We start from the raw sequence: 25,650 nt of genomic DNA, 5'->3' as shown, positions 1-25,650 counted from the left end.
GCGCGCCAGGGTGGAACCATCACCCTCACGTGCGCGCCTTCGTGCGCCAACCGCCCCTGAGGAGGCCCGCATGCCCGCGGTGAAACTCCGGCTGGCCCAGGGCACACCGTGCTGGGTCAGCCTGATGACCGACGACCTGGCCGGTGCCCGCGCCTTCTACGGCGGGCTGCTCGGCTGGACGTACACCCCGGGCCCCGGCCAGCTCGGCGCGTACGTCCGGGCGGAGCTGGGCGGCACACCCGTCGCCGGTCTCGGGGTCTCCTCCGTGACGGGCTTCCCGGTGCAGTGGACCACGTACTTCGCGGTGGACAGCGCCGACCGGACGGCCCAGCAGGTGCGCGAGTGCGGTGGCACGGTCGCGGTCGGACCGCTCCAGGCGGAGCAGGCCGGGCGGCTGGCGATCGCGGCCGACGTGTCCGGCGCCGTCTTCGGGCTCTGGGAGGGCGGGGAACACCTCGGCCGGGAGGCGGGGCCCGAGCCCGGCGGCCCGGCCTGGGCCGAGCTGCTCACCCCGGACGAACCGGGCTCCGCCGCCTTCTACGGCGCGGTGCTCGGCCGGCCGGTGGAGTCCTCGGCCGGCGGGTCCGCACTGCTGGTGAACGGCCGGCCGGTGGCGGGCATCCGGCACAGCGGTGAGCTGCGCGGGCATCCGCCGCGCTGGCGGGTCCACTTCGCCGTCCGGGACGCCGCGCTGACGGCCGGTCGGGCGGTCGAGCTGGGGGGCGGGGTGCTCGTGGAGCCGCAGGAGACCGAACGCGGCCGGGTCGCCCGGCTGGCCGACCCGCAGGGCGGCCACTTCTCGGTCCTGCAGACCGGATAGGGCTCAGGCCTGCTGTTCCTCGAAGGGCAGGACGTCCGGGGAGAGCACCGAGGCACGGGCGGTGGCGGCCGTCAGCCGGCGGCGGTGGTGACGGCGGCAGAGCACCTCGTAACCGACCTCGTCCTCGCGCACCGAGATGTCGCCGATCACGACCTGGGCGCCCTCGACCACCATCACGCCGCCGACCGTACGGGCGTTGTGGGTGGCCCGCGCGCCGCACCAGCACAGGGCCTCGACCTGGAGCACCTCGACCCGGTCGGCGAGTTCGATCAGCCGCTGTGAGCCGGGGAAGAGCCGGGTGCGGAAATCGGTGGCGATACCGAAGGTGAAGACGTCGATGCCGAGTTCGTCCACCACCCGGGCCAGCTGGTCGACCTGCTCGGCGGCGAAGAACTGGGCCTCGTCGCAGATCAGGTAGTCCACCCGGCCGCCGGCCGAGAGCCGGTGCACGACATGGGCGTGGAAGTCGAAGTCGTCCGTCACCTCGACCGCCTCGGTACGCAGGCCGAGCCGGCTGGAGACGGTGGCCGCGCCGGCCCGGTCGTTGCGGGTGAGGATGATCCCCTGCCGGCCGCGGGCGGCGTGGTTGTGGTCCATCTGGAGCGCGAGCGTCGACTTCCCGCAGTCCATCGTGCCCGAGAAGAACACCAGTTCAGCCATGGGTGGTGCAGAGGCCTTTCACATCAAGGGAGTTGGGGGCCTGGTTCATCGAACAGACCTCCTACCGGCGGACTTCGAGCAGGGGCACGAACTGCTCCACCGGGGTCATCGAGCCGTGCAGGCCGATCATCGCGGACTCGCCGGGCTCGTTGCGGGAGGCGGTGATCGCGATGTCGTCCCGGGCGGCGGCGACCACGTCGCCGATCCGCTGGTAGACCCGGTCGTCCACGGACGGGCCGAACCAGCCGGCCGCGATCGCCTCGTCCCGGGTGGCCACCCACATCCGGTCGCCGAGCACCTCGCTCCAGACCGTGTACACATCGGCGGCCGCCCCCGGCACCGCGTACACGTGCCGGGCCCGGCCCTCGCCGCCGAGCAGGGCGACGCCCGCGCCGAGCTCCCAGTCCTCGTCGAAGTCGATCCGGTCCTCCGGCGCGATGTCGATCATGCCGTGGTCGGCGGTGACGTACATCGCCGAGCGCGGCGGCAGCTGCTCGGCCAGACGCCGGGCCAGGCGGTCCACCGCGTCCAGCGTCATCCGCCACTCGTCGGAGTCCACGCCGAAGCGGTGCCCCGCGCCGTCCAGCTCGCTGACGTAGGTGTAGACGAGGGCCCGGTCGTGCTCGGCCAGCCAGCGGGCGGTCTGGTCCATCCGCTCCTCGCCGGTGGTGCGGCCGAGGAAGGTGCCGCCGGAGAGCGCCACCCGGGTCAGCGGGGTCTGCGCGAACAGCGGCGAGGAGACCTGCGCGGTCGCCACCCCGGCGGCGTGGGTCTGTTCGAAGACCGTCGGGTACGGCTGCCAGGTGCCGGGGTCGGTCGGCGGCTGCCAGCGCAGCTGGTTCATCAGGTACCCGGCGCCGGGCACCGCCACGGTGTATCCGACCAGGCCGTGCAGGCCCGGCGGGGTGCCGGTGCCCACCGAGGCCAGCGAGGTCGCGGTGGTGGACGGGAAGCCGGCCGTCAACGGGCGCCCGGTGCCGCCCAGCGAGCTGCCGACCAGCGAGGAGAGGAACGGCGCGTACTCGGGATGGCGCAGCAGCAGCTCCCAGCCGAGACCGTCGACCAGGAAGACCACCGCCCGGTCGGCGGGCGCGATCGGCAGGGTGGCGGTGAAGCCGGGGACGCCGAGCCCGGCCGCCACGGAGGGGAGCAGGTCGCAGAGCGAACCGCTGCCGTACGGGGGCGCGGGGGCTCCGGCAGGGTCGAGGATCTCGAAGGCGTCGTAACCGTCGGCGGGTGCGAAGGACATATCGGTGGGTCTGGTTCCCTGGCTTTCCGGTCCGTCGCCGCTCAGGCCCGCGGGGCGGTGCTGATCGTCGCGTCGGAGAGCGCGCGGGCGAACACCAGCGCCTGGGCGACCGTCTCCGGGCCGTCCCCCGCCTCGCTGACCCGAAGTGACAGGTCGTCGGCGGTGGCCGAACCGGTGTAGCCGTGGTCCGCCTCGCAGTTCGGGTCCGAGCAGCCGGCCGGCTCCAGGTCCAGGCGCTGCACGGCGCCCCAGCCGATGGTCAGCACGACCTCGCGCGGCAGGGTGCCCGGGGTGTACGTCTCCGGGTTGGCGACCATCCGGCTCACCACGACCGAACCGATCCGGTCGAGACGCACGCTCTCGGTGGAGGTGGTCGCGTACGGCACGGCGGGGCCGGCCCCGTCGCCGGTCTGCTCGTCGGTGTGGCTCACCACGAACCGGGTCGGGGTCAGGACCAGCACCGTGACATGCCGGCGGACCTCGTTGGCGTCGAAAGTGGTCTCCTGGTGCACCAGGTAGGAGCTGATCGGCTCCGGGCCCACCGCGGACTCGACCGCCTCGGACACCAGGGCCGGGTAGTAGCCACTGCGCTCGATCGCCGAGCGCAGGTCCTGAGTGGTGGTGGTACCGGTCTTCGCCATAACTCCATCCTGGCATGGTCCGCCGACGAAGCGGGCGGCGCGGCGCCGAGCTTCCGGACGACAGCGCCCCCGAGCAGGGCGCAACCAAGGAAGGTTACAGCGTGCTCATGGCGCGCGGGCCCAGATCGCTTCGGACGGGCAGAGGTGCTATACGCACCCGCGCCCCCAGGATCGCCAGGCCGTGCGGGGCGACGACCACCGGTTCGAGGTCCACCGAGGCGACCTCGGGAATGTCGTCGACCAGTCGGGAGACCCGCAGCAGCAGTTCCTCCAGGGCACCGGTGTCCACCGCCTCGGCGCCGCGCCAGCCGAACAGCAGCGGCGCCGCCCGGACCTCCCGGATCAGCCCGGCCACGTCCTGGTCGGTCGCGGGCACCAGGCGGTGGGCGACATCGCCGAGCAGTTCCGCGGGGGCGCCGGCGAGGCCGAAGGAGAGGATCGCGCCGACCGCCGGGTCCACGGTGGCGCCGATCACGGTGTCCACACCGCGCGGGGCCAGCCGTTGCACCACCAGCTCGGCCTGGGCGGCGCCGCCGAGCAGCGCGTCCAGCTCGCGGTGGGCCCGGCGCAGCCCCGGTTCGCCGGTCAGGTCGAGGCGGACGCTGCCGAGGTCGGGCCGGTGGCGCAGGTGCGGGGCGGTGGCCTTGAGCGCGACCGGGTAGCCGAGGGTGGCGGCCGCCCGGACGGCGGTCTCCTCGTCGGGCGCGGGCAGGGTGGGGTGGACGTCGATGCCGTAGTGGGCGAGCAGCCCGGCGGTGTCCGCGTCCGGCAGGGTGATCCGGGCGCCGCCGGGCTGGGTGCGGGCGGCGATCGCGGTGCGGGTGCTGAGCGCGGCCTCGACCAGGGCGCGGGCGCCGCCCTCGTCGATCCGGTCCAGCTCGGGTACGCGGGCGGTCTCCTCCGCCTCGGCCATCCGGCGGCGCCACTCGGCGTAGTGGACGGCGTGCGCGAGGGCACGGACGGCCCGCTCGGGCGCGGGGTAGGCGGGGATGCCGCCCGGGCGCAGCCGGGCCGGCAGGTCGGTCAGCGCCAGGTGGGCCAGCAGCAGCGGCTTGCCCAGCTCCTGGGCGCGCCGGCCGGCGTCGAGCAGGGCGGCGGCGATCTCCGGGTCGTCCGAGCCCATCTCGGGGTCGTCCGGGCCGGTCAGCCGGCCGCCCATGAAGGCGTGGGCGGAGGTGCCGATCGGCGGGATGGCGACGGCGATCACCGCGTCCACCGCCGGGTCGCCGAGCGCCACGTCCAGGGCGATCCGGAAGTTCTCGCCGGTCGCGGCGGTGGTCAGGTCGACGGGCGTCCGGGGGCGCAGGCCGGCGCTGAGGCAGGCGTCGTGGGTGAGCAGGCCGAGCGAGTCGGAGTTGCCGACGACGGCGACCCGGCCGCCGGCCGGCAGCGGCTGCTGGGCGAGCAGCTCGCCGGTGTCGTACAGCTCGGTGATGGTCTCCACCCTGGTCACCCCGGCCTGCTGGAACAGCGCGTCCACGGTGGCGTCGCGCAGTCCGGTGGCGGTGGCCGGGACGGCATGGCCGGGCGGCAGGCTGCCGGTGTGGCGGGCGCCCTTGACGACCACGATCGGCTTGGCGGTGGCGAGCCGGCGGGCGATCCGGGTGAACTTGCGGGGGTTGCCGAAGGACTCCAGGTAGAGCAGCACCACGTCGGTGGCCGGGTCCTCCGCCCAGTACTGGAGGAAGTCGTTGCCGGAGACGTCGGACCGGTTGCCGACCGAGGCGAAGGAGGAGACGCCCAGGCCACGCCGGTGGGCGGCCTCCAGCAGGGCGACGCCGATCGCGCCGGACTGGCAGAAGATGCCGAAGCCACCGCGCTCGGGCAGGACGGGGGCGAGCGAGGCGTTGAGCGGCCGGTCGGGGTCGGTGTTGATCAGGCCGAAGGCGTTCGGGCCGATCACCCGCATGCCGGCCGCGCGGGCCTGGCGGACCAGGGCGCGCTGGCGGTCGCGGCCCTCCGGGCCGGTCTCGGCGTACCCGGCGGTGACCACCACGAGGCCCTGCACGCCGTGCGCGCCGCACTCGGCGACGGCGGCGGGGACGGCGGCGGCGGGGACGGCGATCACCGCGAGGTCGACCGGCCCGGGGATCTCCAGGATCGAGCGGTGCACCGGGACGCCGTCCAGCTCGGTGCCGGGCGGGGCGTTGCGGTTCACCGCGTAGACCGTGCGGCCGTCTCCGGTGGTGGGGTCGCCGTCCCGGGCGGTGCCGTCGCCGTCATCCGCGGTGGAGTCGCGGTTCTTGGCGGTGAAGTCGCCGAGCAGGTCGCGCAGGATCGCCCGGCCGACGGTCTGCGGATTGCGCGAGACGCCGAGCACCGCCACCGAGCGCGGGGTGAGCAGCCGCTGCACGGACCGCGCCTCGGCACGGTGCTCGCGCGCCCGCATGACGGCGAGTGAGGCGGCGGTCGGCTCCAGGTCGAACTCCAGGTGCACCACGCCGTCGGCGAAGCTGCGGTGCTGGGTGTAGCCGGCGTCGGTGAAGACCTTCACCATCTTGCGGTTCTCCGGCAGCACCTCGGCCTGGAAGCGGCGGATGCCGCGCTCCTGCGCCACCGCCGCGATGTGCTCCAGCAGGGCCGAGGCCACGCCGCGGCCCTGGTGGGCGTCCTGCACCAGGAACGCCACCTCGGCGTCGGTGCCGGTGATGGAGGGCCGGCCGTCGGCGTCGATCCGGTCGTAGCGGACGGTGGCGATGAAGCGGTCGCGGATCACGACGGCGAGGCCGACCCGGTTCACGAAGTCGTGGTGGGTGAAGCGGCGGACGTCCTTGTCGGAGAGCCGGGGGTAGGGCGCGAAGAAGCGGAAGTACTTGGACTGGTCCGAGACCTGTTCGTAGAACTCGACCAGCCGGCCCGCGTCCGCGGGTGTGATCGGCCGGATCCGCGCCGTGCCGCCGTCGCGCAACAGGATGTCGGCTTCCCAGTGCTGCGGGTAGTCCGGTTCGGTGTCCTGCGGGTCCCGCTTCAGGTCCGTTCGGGAGGCCTGTACGAGGTCCCGACGGGGGGTCTGGCCGGGGTCCTGCTGGGGGCGCGGTGCCGCGGAGTCGTCCACATTCGTCAGGTTATCCGGCGGCGAGCCGAATGGCGTCGGGTGTGTGCTCGCGGCAGGGTGGACAGGGCCACTGGCCGGGGCTTATGCCCCCGAAAGAAACAATCACAAGTCCCGAACGCGGCGGCTCGGAGGGGTCACCTGCGTGCAACACTGGTCTAGACAACATGGCCGCCACCCCGAGCACGGCCGTGACAGCTTCACCGGAAAGGCACGTCTCATGGCTGAGCGCCGCGTCACCATCGGTTGGGCCGAGGGCCTGCACGCCCGTCCCGCCTCCATCTTCGTCCGGGCCGTCACGGCCACCGGCGTGCCCGTCACCATCGCCAAGCCCGGCGGCAACCCGGTCAACGCCGCCTCCATGCTCGGGCTGCTCGGCCTCGGCGCCCAGGGCGGCGAGGAGGTCGTCCTCGCCTCCGACGCCGAGGGCGCCGACCAGGCCCTGGACCGCCTCGCCAAGCTGGTCCAGGAGGGCCTCGACGAGCTGCCGGCCGCCGCCTGAGCACCGTCACACGAGGGGTGCACCGCCATCGCGGTGCACCCCTCGCGGCATGACCGGCTCCCGACACGGCCGGTGGCCGCACGGCCCCGCCGCCGTCGCCGGGCCACCCCGGGAGTCATCAGAGGGGCCGCGCCACCCGCGTCAGCCCTTGACGCAGACCACCTGCTTCAGGTGCGCCACGACCTCGACGAGGTCCTTCTGCTGGGCGATGACCTTCTCGATCGGCTTGTAGGCGCCGGGGATCTCGTCCACCACCCCGCTGTCCTTGCGGCATTCCACGCCCTTGGTCTGCTCGGCCAGGTCATGCGTGGTGAACCGCTTCTTCGCCGCCGTCCGGCTCATCTTGCGGCCAGCGCCGTGCGAGGCGGAGTTGAACGCCGCCTCGTTGCCCAGGCCGCGGACGATGTACGAGCCGGTGCCCATCGAGCCCGGGATGATGCCGAAGTCACCGGAGCCGGCCTTGATCGCGCCCTTGCGGGTCACCAGCAGGTCGACACCGTCGTAGCGCTCCTCGCTGACGTAGTTGTGGTGGCAGCTGATCACCTCGTCGAAGGTGACCTTCGCCCGGCGGAACTCACGGCGGACCACGTCCTGGAAGAGCGCCATCATCAGGGCCCGGTTGTTCTTGGCGTACTCCTGGGCCCAGAAGAGGTCCTGGCGGTAGGCGGCCATCTGCGGGGTGTCCGCGATGAAGACCGCGAGATCACGGTCGATCAGCCCCTGGTTGTGCGGCAGCGAACGGGCGACGCCCATGTGGTGCTCCGCCAGCTCCTTGCCGATGTTGCGAGAACCGGAGTGCAGCATCAGCCAGACGGCGCCGGTGTCATCAACACACAACTCGATGAAATGATTACCGCCGCCCAGGGTCGCCATCTGCTGCGCGGCCCGCTCGCGGCGCCACTTGACCTCCTGGGCCACGCCGTCGAAGCGCTGCCAGAAGTCGTCCCAGCCCACCGTGGCGAAGCCGTGCAGCTTGCGCGGGTCGACCGGGTCGGTGTGCAGACCGCGACCCACCGGGATGGCCTCCTCGATCTTGGAGCGGAGGCGGGAGAGGTCGTCCGGCAGGTCCTTGGCGGTGAGCGAGGTCTTCACCGCGCTCATCCCGCAGCCGATGTCCACCCCGACCGCCGCCGGGCAGACGGCGCCCTTCATGGCGATCACGGAGCCGACCGTGGCGCCCTTGCCCAGGTGGACGTCGGGCATCACGGCGAGGCCGTGCAGCCAGGGCAGCGAGCTGATGTTGCGCAGTTGCTGCATGGCCTGGCCCTCGACGGTGGCCGGGTCGGTCCACATCCGGATCGGAACCCGGACGCCGGGTACCTCGGTGTACGGCATGGCGGAACGACCTCCAAAGGTCGGTTGGTTCAAGCCTAGGCGGGGTGCCGCACGGAGAAGCCCGGTGCGGCTCGGGAGAAGCGTGGGAGGGCGCTCAGGCGCCCAGGGCACATCGGGAGGACGGCCTCGGGGAGCGCCGTATGGCTTGCTCGACCCGCATGTGACCGCCTCCTTTCGTCCGTGTGTGCCAGGGGATATCTACCCATGCGGCGAACAGCCCCCGCAAGGGAATTAACGCGACGGGGCCCGGCGGAGCGAAACACTCCACCGGGCCCCGTTCGGCACGCCGGGTGCCGGGGTTCGGGCGCCGGACGTCAGGCGCTGACCACGGTGACCTCGCCGATGCCGAGCTCGCGCACCGGGCCGGCGATCGTGGCGGCGTCGCCGACGAGGACCGTGACCAGGCGCTCCGGCGGGAAGGCCGCCACGACGGCCTCGGTGGCGGCGGCCGTCGGCAGCTCCGCCAGCTGCCGGTAGACCTCCGCCTGGTAGTCGTCCGGCAGATGCTGCTCCACCTGGTCCGCCAGGGTGCCGGCGACCGAGCCCGCGGTCTCGTACTTCAGCGGGGCGACGCCGACCAGGAACCGCACGGCCTCGTCGCGCTCGGCGTCGGTGAGGCCCTCGGCGGCGAGGGTGCGCAGGATGGTCCAGGTGTCGGCGAGCGCCGGGGCGGTGGAGGCGGTGTCCACCGAGCCGCTGATCGCGAGCAGCGAGCGGCCGCTGCCGTCGGCCGAGGAGCGCAGCGGCTGGGCGAACGCCCGGACGCCGTAGGTGTAGCCCTTCTCCTCGCGCAGGACGCGGTCCAGGCGGGAGGTGAGGGTGCCGCCGAGGCAGTAGGTGCCGAGGATCTGAGCGGCCCAGGCGGGGTCGTGCCGGTCGGGGCCGATGCGCCCGATGAGCAGCTGGGTCTGCACCGAGCCGGGACGGTCGACGATGACGACGCGGCCGGTGTCGTCGCCGGTGACCGGGGCGTGGACGCTGGGCGCGGCGGCGGAGCCGGTCCAGGTGCCGAGGGTGGCCTCCAGCAGCGCGGGCAGGTCGGCGCCGGTGAGGTCGCCGACCACGACGACGGTGGTGGTGGCGGGGCGGATGTGGGCCTCGTAGAAGGCCCTGACGGCGGCCCGGTCGATGGACTTGACCGTCTCCGCGGTGCCGCCGCGGGGGCGGGAGAGGCGGTCGGCGCCGTCGAAGAGCTCGGCGTACAGGGCCTTGGCGGCGCGGCGGGCCGGGTTGGCCTGCTCGTGGACGATCTCGTCGAGGCGGTTGGCGACCAGCCGCTCGATCTCGTCCTCGGGCAGCGCGGGGGCGCGCAGCGCGTCCGCGAGCAGGCCGAGGCCGCGGGCCAGGCGGGAGGCGGGGACCTCCAGCGAGACCCGGATGCACGGGTGGTCGGCGTGCGCGTCGAGGGTGGCTCCGGCGCGCTCCAGCTCGGCGGCGAACTCCTCGGCGCTGAGGGTATCGGTGCCCTCGTTGAGGGCGCGGGCGAGGATGCCGGCGATGCCGTCGAGGCCCTCGGGCTCGGCGGCGAGCGGGGCGTCGACGAGGACGTCGACGGCGACCAGCTGCTGGCCGGGACGGTGGCAGTGCAGGACGGTGATGCCGTTGCCGAGGGCGGTGCGCTCGGGGGCGGGGAACGCCCACGGGCTGGGGGTGCCGGGCTGGGGCTGGGGGTGGAACGTCATGGCGGGGACGTAGTCGGTGCTCATGCGGCAGCGCCCTCCTCGTCGGTCTCGGCGGTGGCGGCGGTCTCGTCGTCGGCGGTGGGCTCGTAGACGAGGACGGCCCGGTTCTCGGGGTTCAGCCGGGTCTTGGCGACGGCCTGGACCTCCTCGGCGGTGATGTCGAGGACCTTGGGGAGGGCTTCGTTCACCAGCTTCGGGTCGCCGAACAGGACGGCGAAACGGCAGAGTTCGTCGGCGCGGCCGGCGACGGTGGTGAGACGGTCGAGCCATTCGCGCTCGATCTGGGCCTGGGCGCGCTCGAGTTCGGCCGGGGTGGGGCCCTCGGCGGCGAACCGGGCGAGCTCCTCGTCGACGGCCCTGTCGATCTGCTCGATGGTGGCGTCACCGGAGGTCTTGACGTCGAGCCAGCCGAGGCTGGGTGCGCCGGCGAGGCGGAGCAGGCCGAAGCCGGCCGCGACGGCGGAGCGGTCACGACGGACCAGGCGGTTGTAGAGGCGGCTGGACTCGCCGCTGCCGATGATGGTCAGGGCCAGGTCGGCGGCGTCGGCCTCGCGGGTGCCGTCGTGCGGGAGGCGGTAGGCGGCCATCAGGGCGCGGGACGGGACGTCCTCGCGGATCAGCTCGCGGATCTCACGGCCGATGGTGTCGGGCAGGGTGCCGTCGCGCGGGGGCTGCTTGCCGTCGTGGGCGGGGATGCTGCCGAAGTACTTCTCGACCCAGGCGATGGTCTGCTCGGGGTCGATGTCGCCGACGACGGAGATGACGGCGTTGTTGGGCGCGTAGTAGGTGCGGAAGAACGCGCGGGCGTCCTCCAGCGTGGCCGCGTCCAGGTCGGCCATGGAGCCGATCGGGGTGTGGTGGTACGGGTGGCCGTCGGGGAAGGAGAGTGCGGTGAGCTTCTCGAAGGCGGTGCCGTACGGGACGTTGTCGTAGCGCTGGCGGCGCTCGTTCTTGACGACGTCGCGCTGGTTCTCCATCGACGTCTCGTCGAGGGCGGCGAGCAGCGAGCCCATCCGGTCGGCCTCCAGCCAGAGCGCGAGCTCCAACTGGTGGGCGGGCATGGTCTCGAAGTAGTTGGTCCGCTCGAAGCTGGTGGTGCCGTTGAGGGAGCCGCCGGCGCCCTGGACCAGTTCGAAGTGGCCGTTGTTGGAGACGTTGGCGGAGCCCTGGAACATGAGGTGCTCGAACAGGTGGGCCAGCCCGGTGCGGCCCTTCACCTCGTGGCGGGAGCCGACGTCGTACCAGAGGCAGACGGCGGCGACCGGGGTGAGGTGGTCCTCGGAGAGGACGACACGCAGGCCGTTGGCCAGGCGGTGCTCGGTGATGGCGATGGCAGCGCCAGTTCCTCCGGTGGAGGCTGATGCGGGGGCCGGGTTGGCCATGCGCTCGGGTCCTTCCCGTCGTCGATGTCGGGGTTCGTGTGGCGTCCCCCATTGTGGTGCAACGCACGGGGGGCGCGGATGTGTCCGCGCGGACAGGGCGTTCGCCAGGGGCGGAAGAGGGGCGCTGGCTGGGAGTGTCGGCGTGAGGGTCCACAATGGGGGCGCTGAGCCCTGTTGACGACCAGCCGATGACAGACGCAGACGAGACGCAAGGGAGCCCCGCCGCGATGGCCCGCCGCAGTTCGCAGACCCCGCCGCCCGAAGACTTCGAGGAGCGGATCCTCGACGTCGACGTCGTGGACGAGATGCAGGGCTCCTTCCTGGAGTACGCCTACTCGGTGATCTACTCGCGTGCGCTGCCCGACGCGCGGGACGGTCTGAAGCCGGTGCACCGGCGGATCCTTTACCAGGCCAACGAGATGGGCCTGCGGCCGGACCGCGGACACGTCAAGTGCGCCCGCCTGGTGGGCGAGGTGATGGGCCGGCTGCACCCGCACGGTGACGCCTCCATCTACGACTCGGTCGTCCGGATGGCGCAGCCGTTCTCGATGCGTCTGCCGCTGATCGACGGCCACGGCAACTTCGGTTCGCTGGGCAACGACGACCCGCCGGCCGCGATGCGGTACACCGAGTCGCGGCTGACGGCGGCGTCGATGGCGCTGGTGGAGTCGATCCACGAGGACACCGTCGACTTCGGCCCGAACTACGACGGCAGCGAGCAGGAGCCGATGGTGCTGCCGGCCGCCTTCCCCAACCTGCTGGTGAACGGCGCGACCGGGATCGCGGTCGGCATGGCGACCAACATGCCGCCGCACAACCTGTCCGAGGTGGTCGCGGCCGCCCGGCATCTGATCAAGCACCCGAACGCGGACCTGGACACGCTGATGCGGTTCGTCCCCGGTCCGGACCTGCCGACCGGCGGCCGGATCGTCGGTCTGTCGGGCATCCGGGACGCGTACGAGTCGGGGCGCGGCACCTTCAAGATCCGCGCGACCACGTCGATCGAGAGCGTCACGGCCCGCCGCAAGGGCATCGTGGTCACCGAGCTGCCGTACAACGTCGGCCCGGAGAAGGTCATCTCGAAGATCAAGGACCTGGTCAACGCGAAGAAGCTGCAGGGCATCGCGGACGTCAAGGACCTGACCGACCGCGCGCACGGGCTGCGGCTGGTGATCGAGGTGAAGAACGGCTTCGTGCCGGAGGCGCTGCTGGAGCAGCTGTACAAGCTGACGCCGATGGAGGAGACCTTCGGCATCAACAACGTGGCGCTGGTGGACGGCCAGCCGCTGACGCTGGGCCTGAAGGAGCTGCTGGAGGTCTACGTCGACCACCGCTTCTCGGTGGTCCGCCGGCGCAGCGACTTCCGTCGGCGCAAGCGTCAGGAGCGGCTGCACCTGGTCGAGGGTCTGCTGGTGGCGCTGGTCGACATCGACGAGGTCATCGCGATCATCCGGTCCAGCGACAACGCGGCGCAGGCGAAGGAGCGCCTGATGGAGCGCTTCTCGCTGTCGGAGACGCAGACGGCGTACATCCTGGACACCCCGCTGCGCCGGCTGACCCGTTTCGACCGGGTGGAGCTGGAGGAGGAGCAGGCCAAGCTCAACTCCGAGATCGCGGAGCTGACCGAGATCCTGGAGTCGGACACCCGGCTGCGCAGTGTGGTGTCGGGCGAACTGGCCGCGGTGGCCAAGCAGTTCGGTACCGAGCGGCGGACGGTCCTGCTGGAGGCGGGCGCGGCGCCGTCGGCGGCGCTGTCGGTGCCGCTGGAGGTGGCGGACGACCCGTGCCGGGTGCTGCTGTCCTCGACGGGCCTGCTGGCGCGGACGGCGGACGGCGAGCCGTTCGAGCTGTCGGAGAAGCGCGCCAAGCACGACGTGATCGTGTCGGCGGTGCCTGCCACCGCGCGGGCGGACGTGGGTGTCGTCACCTCGGCGGGCCGGGTGCTGCGGCTGCCGGTGATCGACCTGCCGGCGCTGCCGCCGACGCCGTCGCCGACGCTGGCGGGCGGCGCCGCGGTGGGCGAGTTCCTGCGGCTGGAGGCGGGCGAGCGGGCGCTGGCGCTGACCACGCTCGACGAGTCCTCGCCGGGTCTGGCGCTGGGCACGGCGCAGGGCGTGGTGAAGCGGGTGGTGCCGGAGTGGCCGGCGAACAAGGACGAGTTCGAGGTGATCGCCCTCAAGGAGGGTGACGAGCTGGTCGGTGCGGTCGAACTGCGTACCGGCGAGGAGGACTTGGTCTTCATCGCCTCGGACGCGCAGCTGCTGCGCTACCCGGCGGGCCAGGTCCGTCCGCAGGGCCGCCCGGCGGGCGGCATGGCCGGCATCAAGCTGTCGGACGGCGCCCGGGTGCTGTCGTTCACCGCGGTGGACCCGGCGGCGGACGCGGTGGTGGTCACGGTGGCGGGCACCACGGGCACGCTGGCCGGCGAGGAGCAGAGCTCCTGGAAGGTGACGCCGTTCGAGCAGTACCCGCGCAAGGGGCGGGCGACGGGCGGCGTGCGCTGCCAGCGCTTCCTCCGCGGTGAGGACGCCCTCGCCTTCGCCTGGGCGGGCGCGGCCCCGGCCCGTGCCGCGACGGCCAAGGCGGCCCCGGTCGACCTCCCCGAGCGCGACCCGCGCCGTGACGGCTCGGGCACTCCGGTGACGGCGCCGATCGCCGTGGTGGCGGGCCCGGCGTAGCAGGGTCCGGGGCGGGGGCGGGGCACCGGAGGCCGGTTCCCCGCCCCCGTTTTCGTCGTTCCGGGCCTGTGCCGGGAGACCGGCCGCGGTACGGGTCCCGGTGGAAGCGGGGTCGGGCCAGGCCCCCGGTCCAGGGCGGGGCCCCGGGAGCCCACGGCGGCGCCCCGGGCCGGGGCCGCCGTCGGCCGAGGCGCCAAGGGTAGCCTTGCCTGCGTGAGCACCTGTGCGACCGTGTCGCGTGAACTGTCCGAACCACTGGCCGCCACGGCGGCGACCGCCACCACCTGGCTGCTGGTCGAGCAGAACGGACCGTGGGGGGCGAAGGCGCTCGGTGAGAGCCATCTGGACGCCGCCGTGGGCCGGGCCCTGGACGCGGCCGCGGCGGGAACCGGGGTGCGGGTGGCACTGATCCGCCGGCCCGGGCGGCACGCGGACTGCCTGCCGACCGCCCGGCACGAGGTGATCGTGGCGCACACCGTGCCGGGCCGGGGCTGGGTGCGCCGGGCCACGGTGGCCGACCCGGCGGAGCTGCTCGGGCTGGACTTCGGCGCGCTCGGGGCGGGCGACCACGGAGGCTTCGGCACGGCGCACGTCGGCGGTCCCGTCGCCCTGGTGTGCACCAACGGCCGGCGGGACCGCTGCTGCGCGCTGCTGGGGCGTCCGCTGGCGGCCGAGCTGGCGGCGGCCGGGCACAGCGAGGTGTGGGAGGTGACGCACCTGGGCGGGCACCGCTTCTCCCCCACCATGCTGGTGCTGCCGTACGGCTACGCCTACGGGCGGCTGACGCCGGAGAGCGCCAAGGAGGTACTGGCCGCGACGGCCTCCGGACACATGGTGCCGGAGTGGTCGCGGGGCTGCTCGGGCTGGGACCGCCCGGGCCAGGCGGCCGACCACGCGGTGCGGCTGGCCACCGGGGAGACCAGGGTGGACGCGCTGACCCTGGCCCAGTCGCCGGCGGGCGAGGGGCGCTGGCTGGTGGACGTGGTGCACGAGGACGGCCGGGCCTGGGAGGTCGAGGTCGTGGAGGGGGCGAGCGAGCCGCCGCGCCCGGAGAGCTGTGGCAAGGCGGCGGGCACGCCGTCGCGGATGGACGTGACGGTCGTCCGGGCGCGGTGACGGCCCTCCCCCGTCGCCGGCTCCCGCTGCTTCCGGCACGGTGACGGCCCCGCGCCCGTGGGGGTGGACGCGGGACCGTCGGCGCGGTGGTCAGCCCGTGGCGGCCTTGCTGACGAACTCGGTGGTGTAGGTGCGGGCGAGGTCGATCGAGCCCTCCTTGCCCTTGACGTCCGGGTGGAAGGCCGCGAGCACGGCGAGCACCGTCTTCGGGCCGTCGGCCGGCATCACGCCGTCCGTGGTGAACATCGGCAGGGTCGCCTTGATCGCCGCCGCGTACTGCTCGGCCCCGCCCTGCGCGTAGTCGGCGGGCATCTTCTCGGCGATCTCCGCGGGGGTGTGGGTGGACATCCACTTGAGGGTCTTCACGAACGCGTTGGCGAGCTTCTGGGTGGTGTCCTTGTTCTTCTCCACCCAGTCGGTGTTCATGTAGAGCGAGGACGAGGGGTAGAGGCCGCCGAGCGCCTCGCGCGAGCCCTCGGGGGTCCGCATGTCGTAGAGGATCTTGCCGAGGCCCTTGTCGAGGACGGTCGCGACCGTCGGGTCCGTCGTCATACCGGCGTCGATGCTGCCCTGTTGGAGGGCGGCGATGAAGGTCTGGCCGGCGCCGACCGCGATCGGGCTGAACTCGGCCACCGCGGTGCCGTTCTTGACGGCGAGGTACTTGGTGAGGAAGTCGGTGGAGGAACCGACGCTGGTCACGCCGAGCTTCTTGCCCTTGAAGTCCGCACCGGACCTGATGGCCTCGGCCTGCTTGGTGGAGACGAGCTCGACCTCGCCCGGGGCCTGGGAGAACTGGACCACGGACTCGACGTTCTTGCCCTTGGCCTGGAGGTCGATGGTGTGGTCGTAGAAGCCGACCGTGCCCTGGACGTCCCCGGCGAGCAGCGCGGTGGTGGCGTTGACGCCGGCGGGCTCGCTCATCAGCTCGACGTTGACACCGGCGTCGGCGAAGAAGCCGAGGCGCTGGGTGAGCATGGCGGGCAGGTAGATGACCTTGTCCAGGCCACCGACCATGATCTTGACCTTGGGCCCGTCGACCTGCCGGCCGGCCGGGGCCGCGCCGTTGTGCGAGGAGGCGGCGTCGTTGGCGCAGGCGGCGAGCGGGAGGAGGAGGACGGCGGCGAGGGCGGCTGCGGTGGTTCTGCCGATCGGGTTGCGGCGCATGGGTGGGGTGCCTCTCTACGGAACGGGGGTGGGGGTCAGCGGCCGTCGCCGGAGTCGGCGGGCTTCCAGCGGAACAGCTTCTTCTCGGCGAAGGTCAGCAGCCCCTCGGTGAGCAGCGCGACGACCGCGAGGATCGTCATGGCGGCGTACACACCGGCCGCGTTGAAGGTGCCCTGGGCGGCCGCGACCAGCAGGCCGAGACCCTTGGTCGCGCCGATGTACTCGCCGACGATGGCGCCGATCAGCGCGAAGCCGAAGCTGACGTGCAGGCTGGTGAAGATCCAGGTGGTGGCTGCGGGGATGACCACCTGAAGGGTGACCTTGCGGTTGTCGGCGCCCAGGATGCGGGCGTTGGCGACGAGGTTGCGGTCCACCTCGCGGGCGCCCTGGAAGGCGTTGAAGAACACCGGGAAGAACACCAGGACCACCGCCGAGGCCACCTTGGAGGCCGGGCCGAGACCGAACCAGATCAGGAAGATCGGGGCCAGCACGATCCGCGGAATGGCGTTCAGCACCTTGATGTAGGGCCCGAACACATCGGCCAGGAAGCGGATCCGGCCGAGCGCGATGCCCAGCAGCACACCGCCGGTGACGCCGATCACCCAGCCGGTGAGGGCCTCGTAGAGGGTGTAGCCGATCTGCTCGCCCAGCGAGCCCTGCGCCGTGCCGTGGGTGGTCCACTGCCAGATCTGCGCCCAGATCTTCGACGGCTGCGAGAAGTTGAACGGGTCGACGACCTCGGCCCGGGCGCAGAGCTCCCAGAGGCCGAGGAAGGCGACGAGCACCGCGCCCCGGGCCCCGTACACCCCCAGTCTCCGGTTGCGGGCGGCCCGTTGGCGGGCCTCGGTTCTGCTGGCGGCGACGGCCGGGGGCTTCCCGGCGACGGCGGCGGTCGAAGCGGTCTCAAGCGGCACGACCCGCTCCTCTCTCCCGGGTGATGCGCACCTCTTCGCCGAGCGAGGCCCAGATCTCGCGGTACAGCTCGACGAACCTCGGCTCCAGCCGGACGGCCTCCACGGTGCGCGGGCGCGGCAGGTCGACGGTGAAGATCTCCTTGACGGTGGCCGGGCCGGCCGTCATCACCACGACCCGGTCGGCGAGCGCGATCGCCTCGTCCAGGTCGTGCGTGACGAAGACGACCGAGGCCGCGTTGCCGGCGGTGCCCGCACCGGCCCACAGCTCCAGCAGCTGGTCGGACATCAGGGCGCGGGTCTGCACGTCCAGCGCCGAGAAGGGCTCGTCCATCAGCAGGATCTTCGGCTCGTTGACGAAGGTCTGGGCGAGCGCGACGCGCTTGCGCATACCGCCGGACAGCTGGTGCGGATAGCGGTCCTCGAACGCGCCCAGGCCCACCCGGGCCAGCCAGTCCCGGGCCCGTTCCCGGGCCTCGGTGGCGGGAACATCGCGAAAGCGCGGGCCGGCCGTGACGTTCGACAGAACGGTCCGCCAGGGGAACACGGCGTCCTGCTGGAAGACGAAGCCGACCTGCGGGTTGATCCCGTCGACCGGCTCGCCGTACACCCGGACCTCTCCCTCGGTGGGCTCCTCCAGGCCGCTGACCAGGGTCAGCGTGGTGGACTTGCCGCAGCCGGTGGGGCCGACGACGGCGACGAACTCGCCCTCGGCGACGGTGAGGCCGAGATCGCGGACGGCGGTGTGCAGGGCCCCGGAGGGGGTGCGGAACCGCTTGGTCGCGCCGGTCAGCTCGATCGCCGGGACCGGCGCCGGGGTTGTGCTCATATGACCTCCCGGGTCTGTGCTTGCTCCGGGAGGCTAGGAGTGGCCCGGGGGGTGGCGGGAGGCTTCTCGGCGTACTGCGGGTTCTCCGCGTTGAGGGGTGTTCTGCTCGTTTTGCTTCCGCTACAACAACGGGGGGCGCGGCTGACAGAAACACGTCGGAAACATAGGGTGTGCCACCACCCCTGCCGCGCGCACCAGCCGCACCACCCGCCCGTCCGCTGCCGAGAGGAGGCCCGGATGTCGCGCCCCCACCGCCCCCACCGCCCACACGGGCCTCGTCCGTCCCATCGGCCCCGCCTGACCCACCGTCCCCGATGGCCCCGCCGGGTCTTCGCCCAGTTGCTGCTCGGCCAGACGGTGGTCACCGTCGGCGTCACCATCGTCACCGCCGGACTGTTCCTCGCACCGGTCAGCTCCGAGCTGGACCACGACGCGATGCAGCGCGCGCTGTCGATCGCCCAGGCCACCGCCGCCGACGAGACGATCGCCCGGGCCGCCGAGGACCGCGACTCCGCCGCCGCCCAGCGCAACGCCGAGCAGATCCGGCTGGCCACCGGCGCCAGCTTCGTCGTGGTCACCGACCTGGACGGGATCCGGCTCTCGCACACCGACCCGGTCCGGATCGGCCACCGGGTCAGCACCGATCCCGAGCCCGCGCTGAGCGGGCGCAGCATCACCGCCATCCAGGAGGGCACGTTGGGGCGCACCGCGCGCGGCAAGGTGCCGCTGCGGGTCGCCGACGGGCGGATCGTCGGCGAGGTGTCGGTGGGCATCAGCGACGACTCGATCCGGCGCCGGCTGCTGAAGATGCTCACCGGGATCCTGCTCTGCGCGGGCGCGGGCCTCACCGCGGGCACCGTCGCCACCCTGGCGCTGGCCCGACGGCTGAAGCGCCGCACCCACAACATCGCGCTGGCGGACATCTCGGCGCTGCTGGTCGAGCGCGAGGCGATGCTGCACGGGATCCGTGAGGGCATGGTGGCGCTGGACGAAGGGGGCCGGATCCGGCTGGCCAACGACGAGGCGGGCCGGCTGCTCGGCCTGCCCGACGACTGCGCCGGCCGGCCGATCGACGAGGTGCTGCCGGCCGGGCGGCTGGCCGATGTCCTGACCGGGCGGATCACCGGCGCCGATCTGCCGGCCGTCCGGGACGACCGGGTGCTGGTGGTGAACCGGATGGCGACGGCCGAGGGCGGCGCGGTGGTGACGCTGCGCGACCGGACCGAGCTGGAGTCGCTGGTCCGGGAGCTGGACACCACCCGCAGTCTCACCGAGGCGCTGCGGGCGCAGGACCACGAGCACGCCAACCGGATGCACACCCTGCTGGGGCTGCTGGAACTGGGCCGGCACGAGCAGGCGGTGGAGTTCATCTCGGAGCAGTCCGGTTCGCACGCGGCGGTCGCGGCGCGGATCGCCGAACAGGTGCAGGACCCGCACGTCGCGGCGCTGCTGGCCGGGAAGTCCGCGGTGGCGGGCGAGCGCGGGGTCCGGTTGGTGGTCGCCCCGGCCGCGCATCTGCCGGACGCGGTGGTGGACGCCCGGACGCTGGTCACCGTGCTCGGCAATCTGGTCGACAACGCCGTGGACGCGCTGGCGCCCGGCGGGGGCGGGCAGGTGGCGGTGACGCTGGCGGCGGCCGGCTCCACCCTGCTGGTCGAGGTCGCGGACAGCGGACCGGGCGTTCCGGAGCGTCTGCGTGAGCAGGTCTTCGAGGAGGGGTGGAGCAGCAAGGACGCGCCGGCGCACCGGCCGCGCGGGCTGGGGCTGGCGATGGTCCGGCGGCTGGTCGAACGGACCGGCGGCCGGATCGTGCTCGACACCGGACCGCTCGGCGGCGCCCGGTTCACCGTGGAACTGCCCGAGGCCCTGCGCACCGGGGCCCTGCCCGCCGCACCGCTCGTGGAGGCGTGATGATCGACGTACTCGTGGTGGACGACGACTTCCGGGTCGCCGATGTGCACGCCGCGTACGTGGCCAAGGTGCCCGGCTTCCGGGTGACCGGCACGGCGCACTCGGCCGGCGAGGCGCTGGCCGCGCTGGAGCGCCGCCCGGTGGACCTCCTGCTGCTCGACCACCATCTGCCGGACGAGACCGGGCTCGCCCTGGTACGGCGGCTGCGCGAACGGCAGGTGAGCTGCGACGTGATGATGGTGACGGCCGCCCGCGACGTCTCCACCGTGCACGCGGCGATGCAGCACGGCGCGTTGCAGTACCTGGTCAAACCGTTCACCTTCGGCGGGCTGCGGGAGAAGCTGGTGGCGTACGCGCAGCTGCGGCACGCGCTGGCCGGGCCGGCCGCACGCGAGGCCGGGCAGGACGAGGTGGACGGGCTCTTCGCGACCCTGCGCGGTACCGCCTCCCCGGCCACCGCCCTGCCCAAGGGGCACTCGGCGCCCACCACCGACCTGGTGCTCGGGGTGCTCCGCCGGGCCGCCCAGCCGCTCTCGGCGCAGGAGGTCGCCGACGCCACCGGGCTGAGCCGGTCCACCGCGCAGCGCTACCTCAAGCAACTGGAACGCGACAGCCGGCTGCGGCTCACCCTCCGGTACGGCGACACCGGGCGGCCCGAGCACCGCTACGGACTGGCCGTCAGGGCGTGAGACCCGGACGTGGTGAACCCCGGCGGGCCCGAGGCCCCACCGGGGTTCACCGTCGCCGTTCGGTGCGGAGCGGCTTCTCAGGCGGCACCGGCGCCGGTCAGGGCGCGGACCTCCAGCTCGGCGTAGCGGTCCGGATCGGCCGGCTCGGCCGAGGTCATCGTCCCGATCCAGCCGGCCAGGAAGCCGAGCGGGATGGAGACCACTCCCGGGTTCTCCAGCGGGAACCAGTGGAAGTCCATCCCGGGGAAGAGCGCCGTCCTGGTGCCGGAGACCACCGGTGAGAAGACCACCAGCAGCACCGCCGGAATCAGCCCGCCGTACACCGACCAGACCGCGCCCCGGGCGGTGAACCGCCGCCAGAACAGGCTGTAGAGCAGCACCGGCAGATTGGCGGAGGCCGCGACGGCGAAGGCCAGACCGACCAGGAAGGCGACGTTCAGCTGCTGGGCGAAGAGGCTGAGCACGATCGCGATCGCCCCGATCCCCACCGCCGCGATCCGGGCGACGCCGACCTCCTCGTGCTCGACGGCCTCCCCGTCCGACTGCCGGGAGGCCGGAACCGCGCCCTGTCCGCGGCGCGGACGGCCGCGCCAGGCGCCCGCCCAGATGTCGTGGGCGAAGGCCGCCGAGGAGGCCAGGGTCAGCCCGGCGACCACGGCGAGGATGGTGGCGAAGGCGATCGCCGAGATCAGCGCGAACAGCACGACCCCGCCGGTGCTGCCGTTGCCGCCGCCGAGGACCAGGGCCAGCAGCGGAACGGCCGTGTTGCCCGCCGCGTTGGCGTGCCGGACCTCGCCGGAGCCGACCAGTGCGGTGGCGCCCAGGCCGAGCGCGATGGCCATCAGGTAGAAGCTCCCGACCAGCCCGATCGCCCACATCGTGGAGCGGCGGGCGGCCCGGGCGGTCGGCACGGTGTAGAAGCGGGAGAGGATGTGCGGCAGACCGGCGGTGCCCAGCACCAGGGCCAGGCCCAGGCTGAAGAAGTCCAGCCGGCTGGTGAAGCTCCCGCCGTACTTGAGCCCCGGCTCCAGGTAGCGCTGTCCGGCGCCGCTGTGCTGGGCCGCCTGGCGCATCAGCTCGGCCACGTCCCCGTGGAACCGGATCAGCAGCAGCACGGTGAGCAGAACCGATCCGGCGATCAGCAGGAACGCCTTGACGATCTGGATCCAGGTGGTGGCCCGCATCCCGCCGACCGTGACATAGATGATCATCAGACCGCCGACCGCCACGATGGTCCATGTCCGGGCCTGGGCACTGCTGGTGCCGAGCAGCAGGGCGACCAGGCTGCCCGCGCCGACCATCTGGGCGACCAGGTAGAGCAGGGTCACGACCACGCTGGCCCCGCCGGCCGCCGCCCGGACCTTGCGGCGGCGCAGCCGCAGCGCCAGCACGTCCGCCAGGGTGTACCGGCCGGCGTTGCGGACCAGTTCGGCGACCAGCATCAGCACCACCAGCCAGGCGACCAGGAAGCCGATGCTGTAGAGCGCGCCGTCGTAGCCGTACAGCGCGATCAGCCCGGCGACACCGAGGAAGGAGGCGGCGGAGAGGTAGTCCCCGGAGAGCGCGAAGCCGTTCTGCAGCGGGGTGAAGTCGCGCCCTCCGACGTAGAAGTCCTCGGCGGCGCCGCCCCGGCGGCCCACCCAGAGGGTGATCCCCAGGGTGACCAGGACGATGACGGCGAACAGCACGATGGCCAGGTCGTGGTGGTCGCCGGTGGCGGCGACGGGAGGCGGGGTGGCGGTCGTCATCGCAGCTGGTCCTGGGTGTCCCAGCGGAGCTCCAGGGCGGCCCGGTCGCGCCGGGTGCGCGCGTGGCGGGCGTAGAGCCAGGTGAGCAGGAAGGTGGAGGCGAACTGGAGCAGGCCCAGCAGCCACGCCACATTGATCGGACCGGCCACCGGACGGCGCATCACACCGGGCGCGCCCGCCTGGGCCGCGACGTACAGCAGGTACCAGCCCAGGAAGGCCCCACAGGCCGGGAAGACGAAGGACCGGTAGCTGCGCCGGATCTCCTGGAAGGCCTCGCTGCCCTGGACGGCGCGGTACACCGCGCTGCTGTCGGCGGCCCGGCCGGGGGCGGACTGCGCCGACCGGGTGGGGACGGGCGGGGCGGATTGGGCCGATTGGCCGGGGGCGGCGGCCTGAGCGGCCCACGAGTCCAATCGCCGCCCTTGCTCCGGGCTGCTCGTCTGCTGCTGTGGCACTACTGCTCCTGAGCCGGGGTCGTCTGACCGACACCATGATGGGCGCCCCCGGGCACCGCCAACGCCGGATACAGATACGTTCACTCAATGAGGTGATCGATCATCCGACTGGCACTCATCCGACTACTGCTGCGTACTCGTGATTCCGTGTCGGAAGGCGTACGCGACGGCCTGCGCCCGGTCGCGGACGGCGGTCTTGGCGAACAGGTTGTTGATGTGCGTCTTCACGGTGGCCGGGCTGACGAACAGCCGCTGGGCGATCTCGGTGTTGGAGAGGCCCTCGGCGATCAGCGCCAGGACCTCGGCCTCCCGGGCGGTCAGCCCGTCGGGCAGCTCGCCCCGGTCGGCGGCGGCCGACGCCCCGGCGCCCGCCGAAGCCCCGGGAGCGGCCGGGGCCACCGGTCCGGCGTCCGCCAGCCGCTCCAGCAGGCGCAGTTGCACCTGCGGCGAGAGCCCGGCCGCACCCGAGCGGACGTCCGCGATGGCCCGGGCGATCTCCTCGCCGCCCGCGTCCTTGGTGAGGTAGCCGCGCGCGCCGGCCCGCAACGCCGGGAACAGCGAGTCGTCGTCGGCGTACGTGGTGAGCACCACCACCTCGGTCTCCGGGTGGGCGGCCCGGATCCGGCGGGTGGCCTCGACGCCGTCGCAGCGCGGCATCCGCAGGTCCATCAGGACCACGTCGGGGTGGTGCCGTTCCACCAGGGCGACGGCCTCCTCGCCGTCGGCGGCGGCGCCGACCACCTCGATGCCCGGCAGCAGCCCGAGCAGCATCACGATGCCCTCGCGCACCACCGTCTGGTCGTCCGCGACCAGCACCCTGGTCGGCCGCTCCCCGTTCACGTGTCCACCTCGCTCATCCGCGCTCATCCGCCTCGTACCGCCCGCTCACCCCGGCAGCCGCAGCAGCACCCGCCAGCCGCCCTCCTCCGGGCCCGCCAGCAGGGTGCCGCCGAGCAGTTCCGCACGTTCGCGCATCCCCAGCAGACCGTACCCGCTGCCACTGGCCGCCAGCTCACCGGGCGATTCGCCGCGCGGGGCACGGACGTTGCGCACCTCCAGCTCCACCGCCCCCGGCAGATAGCGCAGTTCGACCGTGCACCGCGCGCCCGGCGCGTGCTTGCGGACGTTGGTCAGCGCCTCCTGCGCCGTGCGCCGAACCGCCAGCCCGGCCTCGGCGGCGAGCGGGCGCGGTGTGCCGGTGACGGTGAGCGCGGCCCGCTCCCGGCCCGTCAGTTCCACCAGGAACTCCCCCACCGGGGTGAACTCGCCACGCAGCGCCGAGAGCGCCTGTCTGGTCTCGGCCAGGCCGTCCTGCGCCATCCGCCGGGCCGCCACCACCCGCTCCCGGATCTGCTCCCGGTCGGTCCCGGCGTCCAGCATCAGCCGGGCCGCCTCCAGGTGGACGAGCTGCGCGGAGAGGCTGTGGGCCAGGACGTCGTGGATCTCCCGGGCGATCCTGGCCCGTTCGGCGAGCGCCGCGCTCTCCGCCTCGGCGGCCCGGGCGGCGCGCTCCTGGGCCAGCAGCCGGCGGGCCGTGCCGCGCGCCTCGGTGTCCATCCGCAGCAGGTAGCCCAGCAGCCCGAGCCCGCCGACCGTGGCCGTGATGCCCAGCCAGTTCTCCCAGCCGGCCACCGTGTAGGAGCCGAAGCCCGCCACCGCCGTGCCGAGCGCGGCGACGGACGGCAGCCGGACCAGCGCGGTGAGCGCCAGCCCGCCCCAGACGAAGTCGGCCAGCAGGTGGGCCCGCCCCCACTCGGCGAGCCAGCCGCTGCCGACCAGGGTGACGGCCAGCGCGAGCGTGGGCCGGAGCAGCTGCTCGCGGCTGACCCGCAGGAAGGCCGCCGCCTGCGCGACCGTCGCGACCAGTCCGGCCCCGACCGCGACCGCGCCCCAGCCGCTGTACCCGCCCCCGGAATACGTCCCCCAGACCACGGTGGCGACCAGCACGGTCCGCCCGATCAGCGAGAGGGTCCGCCGGGCCGGGCTCTCGGGCTCCCGTTCCAGCCCCTCGCGGGACGGCCAGCGGGTCCGGTTCCACCCGGGCACGGGTACCTCCTCCTGGATTCGGCGGCTCATCGGCTCATCGGACCGACCGGTGGACGGCGGCGGTTCAGCCGGCCAGGCCGACGCGGTGCGGGCTCTCCAGGGTCCGTGCCCTCCAGTTCACCACGCCGGCCCTGACCAGCAGCAGGACCGCCAGGCCGAGCAGCAGCGCGTTGGCGCCCTGGTGGACGTGCAGCGCGGCTCCGAGGCCGTACAGGCCCAGCCGGATGGCGATCAGGCCGGCCCAGGCGGCCACGGTGGCCCTGGTGCCCTGCGCCCAGACCGCGCCGTCCTTGCCGTGCCAGAGCCGGACGGTCCAGCCCCAGACGCAGCCCATCGCGAGCACGGCCAGCAGCGAGGCGGCCAGCAGCGCCACCGAGAGGCCGGGGTGCGCCTGGTCGACCAGCCGCGGGTCGCGCAGCGCGAGCACGGCCAGGATCACCGGCAGCAGCCAGAAGCGGCGTTCGGTGTCCAGACGCTGGGCGCGCAGCTGGCGGCGGGCCACCAGGGCGATCACCGCGATGATCACAAGTACGTTGACGAGGCCGGTCATCGGACTCTCCGTCCCGACGGGAAGGGCTGGGCTGACCTCTCCGACGCTACGGATCCGGCGCCGCCCGGTGATCGGAGCCGGGGTGGACCGGGGGTGGAACCGGCAGCGCGCGGGCCCTCCACCCAGGGGTGGAGGGCCGAACAGCCGAACATCAACGTCCAGGTCCTGCCGGAGGAATCTGACGTTCACGCTGCACTCTTCGGCCCTGTTGCCATCCTGAGCTTCCCCGA

21 protein-coding genes are annotated in these 25,650 nt (G+C 73.3%); 6 read left to right on the top strand and 15 right to left on the bottom strand.

Annotated features, from left to right (window positions below):
* Positions 1-70 precede the first annotated feature (70 nt).
* On the top strand, positions 71-820 hold the full coding sequence (locus tag AB0P06_RS31040) for a VOC family protein (protein WP_363613199.1): 750 nt from the start codon (positions 71-73) through the stop codon (positions 818-820).
* Between the two features lie 3 nt (positions 821-823).
* Here the strand turns inward: AB0P06_RS31040 and AB0P06_RS31035 are convergent, their stop codons facing one another.
* The 4 genes from AB0P06_RS31035 to AB0P06_RS31020 all read right to left on the bottom strand — a co-directional run bounded on the left by AB0P06_RS31035 (position 824) and on the right by AB0P06_RS31020 (position 6,341).
* Entirely contained in the window at positions 824-1,480 is a 657-nt protein-coding gene (locus tag AB0P06_RS31035) for a thymidine kinase (protein ID WP_363613197.1), read from the bottom strand.
* A 61-nt stretch (positions 1,481-1,541) separates the two neighbouring features.
* On the bottom strand, positions 1,542-2,729 hold the full coding sequence (locus AB0P06_RS31030) for a nucleotide pyrophosphatase/phosphodiesterase family protein (RefSeq protein WP_363613195.1): 1,188 nt from the start codon (positions 2,727-2,729) through the stop codon (positions 1,542-1,544).
* Positions 2,730-2,770: 41 nt separating this feature from the next.
* Entirely contained in the window at positions 2,771-3,370 is a 600-nt protein-coding gene (locus tag AB0P06_RS31025) for a DUF5998 family protein (RefSeq protein WP_363613193.1), read from the bottom strand.
* Positions 3,371-3,464: 94 nt separating this feature from the next.
* Positions 3,465-6,341, bottom strand: coding sequence for a GNAT family N-acetyltransferase (locus AB0P06_RS31020; RefSeq protein ID WP_363613226.1), 2,877 nt, complete (start codon positions 6,339-6,341; stop codon positions 3,465-3,467).
* A gap of 301 nt (positions 6,342-6,642) precedes the next feature.
* On the opposite strand from AB0P06_RS31020, the gene AB0P06_RS31015 reads away from it, so the two are divergent.
* A complete protein-coding gene (locus tag AB0P06_RS31015) occupies positions 6,643-6,924 on the top strand; it encodes an HPr family phosphocarrier protein (protein ID WP_363613191.1) in 282 nt (93 codons plus the stop codon).
* Positions 6,925-7,065: 141 nt separating this feature from the next.
* Here AB0P06_RS31015 and AB0P06_RS31010 read toward each other — a convergent pair whose 3' ends face one another.
* The 3 genes from AB0P06_RS31010 to AB0P06_RS31000 form a co-directional block, all read right to left on the bottom strand.
* Entirely contained in the window at positions 7,066-8,259 is a 1,194-nt protein-coding gene (locus AB0P06_RS31010; RefSeq protein ID WP_363613189.1) for an RtcB family protein, read from the bottom strand.
* A gap of 314 nt (positions 8,260-8,573) precedes the next feature.
* The gene (locus tag AB0P06_RS31005; RefSeq protein ID WP_363613187.1) at positions 8,574-9,965 is read right to left on the bottom strand and encodes a pitrilysin family protein; all 1,392 of its coding nucleotides are present in this window, start codon (positions 9,963-9,965) and stop codon (positions 8,574-8,576) included.
* Positions 9,962-11,323, bottom strand: coding sequence for a pitrilysin family protein (locus AB0P06_RS31000; RefSeq protein WP_363613185.1), 1,362 nt, complete (start codon positions 11,321-11,323; stop codon positions 9,962-9,964). The genes AB0P06_RS31005 and AB0P06_RS31000 overlap by 4 nt, the downstream gene beginning before the upstream one ends.
* 227 nt (positions 11,324-11,550) lie before the next feature.
* On the opposite strand from AB0P06_RS31000, the gene AB0P06_RS30995 reads away from it, so the two are divergent.
* Together AB0P06_RS30995 and AB0P06_RS30990 are read left to right on the top strand one after the other, a co-directional pair.
* Complete coding sequence (locus tag AB0P06_RS30995; RefSeq protein WP_363613224.1) at positions 11,551-14,001, top strand: DNA topoisomerase IV subunit A; 2,451 nt, start codon at positions 11,551-11,553, stop codon at positions 13,999-14,001.
* Between the two features lie 213 nt (positions 14,002-14,214).
* Entirely contained in the window at positions 14,215-15,117 is a 903-nt protein-coding gene (locus tag AB0P06_RS30990; protein WP_363613183.1) for a sucrase ferredoxin, read from the top strand.
* Positions 15,118-15,207: 90 nt separating this feature from the next.
* Here AB0P06_RS30990 and AB0P06_RS30985 read toward each other — a convergent pair whose 3' ends face one another.
* The 3 genes from AB0P06_RS30985 to AB0P06_RS30975 are packed head-to-tail and all read right to left on the bottom strand — an operon-like array spanning position 15,208 to position 18,021.
* Positions 15,208-16,281 carry an ABC transporter substrate-binding protein gene (locus AB0P06_RS30985; RefSeq protein WP_363613181.1) on the bottom strand — a complete coding sequence of 358 codons (1,074 nt, stop codon included), beginning with the start codon at positions 16,279-16,281 and terminating at the stop codon, positions 15,208-15,210.
* 35 nt (positions 16,282-16,316) lie between these two features.
* A complete protein-coding gene (locus tag AB0P06_RS30980) occupies positions 16,317-17,195 on the bottom strand; it encodes an ABC transporter permease (RefSeq protein WP_363613179.1) in 879 nt (292 codons plus the stop codon).
* Positions 17,185-18,021: an ABC transporter ATP-binding protein gene (locus tag AB0P06_RS30975; protein ID WP_363613177.1), complete on the bottom strand. Its 837-nt coding sequence runs from the start codon at positions 18,019-18,021 to the stop codon at positions 17,185-17,187. The genes AB0P06_RS30980 and AB0P06_RS30975 overlap by 11 nt, the downstream gene beginning before the upstream one ends.
* Positions 18,022-18,360: 339 nt before the next feature.
* Here AB0P06_RS30975 and AB0P06_RS30970 point away from each other — a divergent pair, with 339 nt between their 5' ends.
* Both AB0P06_RS30970 and AB0P06_RS30965 read left to right on the top strand, forming a co-directional pair.
* Positions 18,361-19,932, top strand: a complete 1,572-nt coding sequence (locus AB0P06_RS30970) for a sensor histidine kinase (protein WP_363613175.1) — start codon at positions 18,361-18,363, stop codon at positions 19,930-19,932.
* Positions 19,932-20,621, top strand: a complete 690-nt coding sequence (locus AB0P06_RS30965; RefSeq protein WP_363613173.1) for a response regulator — start codon at positions 19,932-19,934, stop codon at positions 20,619-20,621. The genes AB0P06_RS30970 and AB0P06_RS30965 overlap by 1 nt, the downstream gene beginning before the upstream one ends.
* A 77-nt stretch (positions 20,622-20,698) precedes the next feature.
* Here AB0P06_RS30965 and AB0P06_RS30960 read toward each other — a convergent pair whose 3' ends face one another.
* From AB0P06_RS30960 to AB0P06_RS30940, 5 genes are all read right to left on the bottom strand, one after another.
* Positions 20,699-22,369, bottom strand: coding sequence for a cation acetate symporter (locus AB0P06_RS30960; protein ID WP_363613171.1), 1,671 nt, complete (start codon positions 22,367-22,369; stop codon positions 20,699-20,701).
* Positions 22,366-22,824, bottom strand: a complete 459-nt coding sequence (locus AB0P06_RS30955; protein WP_363613169.1) for a DUF485 domain-containing protein — start codon at positions 22,822-22,824, stop codon at positions 22,366-22,368. The genes AB0P06_RS30960 and AB0P06_RS30955 overlap by 4 nt, the downstream gene beginning before the upstream one ends.
* Positions 22,825-22,947: 123 nt before the next feature.
* A complete protein-coding gene (locus tag AB0P06_RS30950; protein WP_363613167.1) occupies positions 22,948-23,664 on the bottom strand; it encodes a response regulator transcription factor in 717 nt (238 codons plus the stop codon).
* Between the two features lie 45 nt (positions 23,665-23,709).
* Positions 23,710-24,900, bottom strand: a complete 1,191-nt coding sequence (locus AB0P06_RS30945; protein WP_363613165.1) for a histidine kinase — start codon at positions 24,898-24,900, stop codon at positions 23,710-23,712.
* Between the two features lie 34 nt (positions 24,901-24,934).
* Positions 24,935-25,420 (bottom strand): DUF1453 domain-containing protein, encoded by a 486-nt coding sequence (locus AB0P06_RS30940; protein ID WP_363613163.1) that lies wholly within the window; start codon positions 25,418-25,420, stop codon positions 24,935-24,937.
* Positions 25,421-25,650: the final 230 nt, after the last annotated feature.

The sequence above is a fragment of the Kitasatospora sp. NPDC088351 genome (assembly GCF_040685575.1).
Lineage (GTDB): Bacteria > Actinomycetota > Actinomycetes > Streptomycetales > Streptomycetaceae > Kitasatospora.
This window is presented reverse-complemented; position numbering and strand designations above follow the sequence as displayed.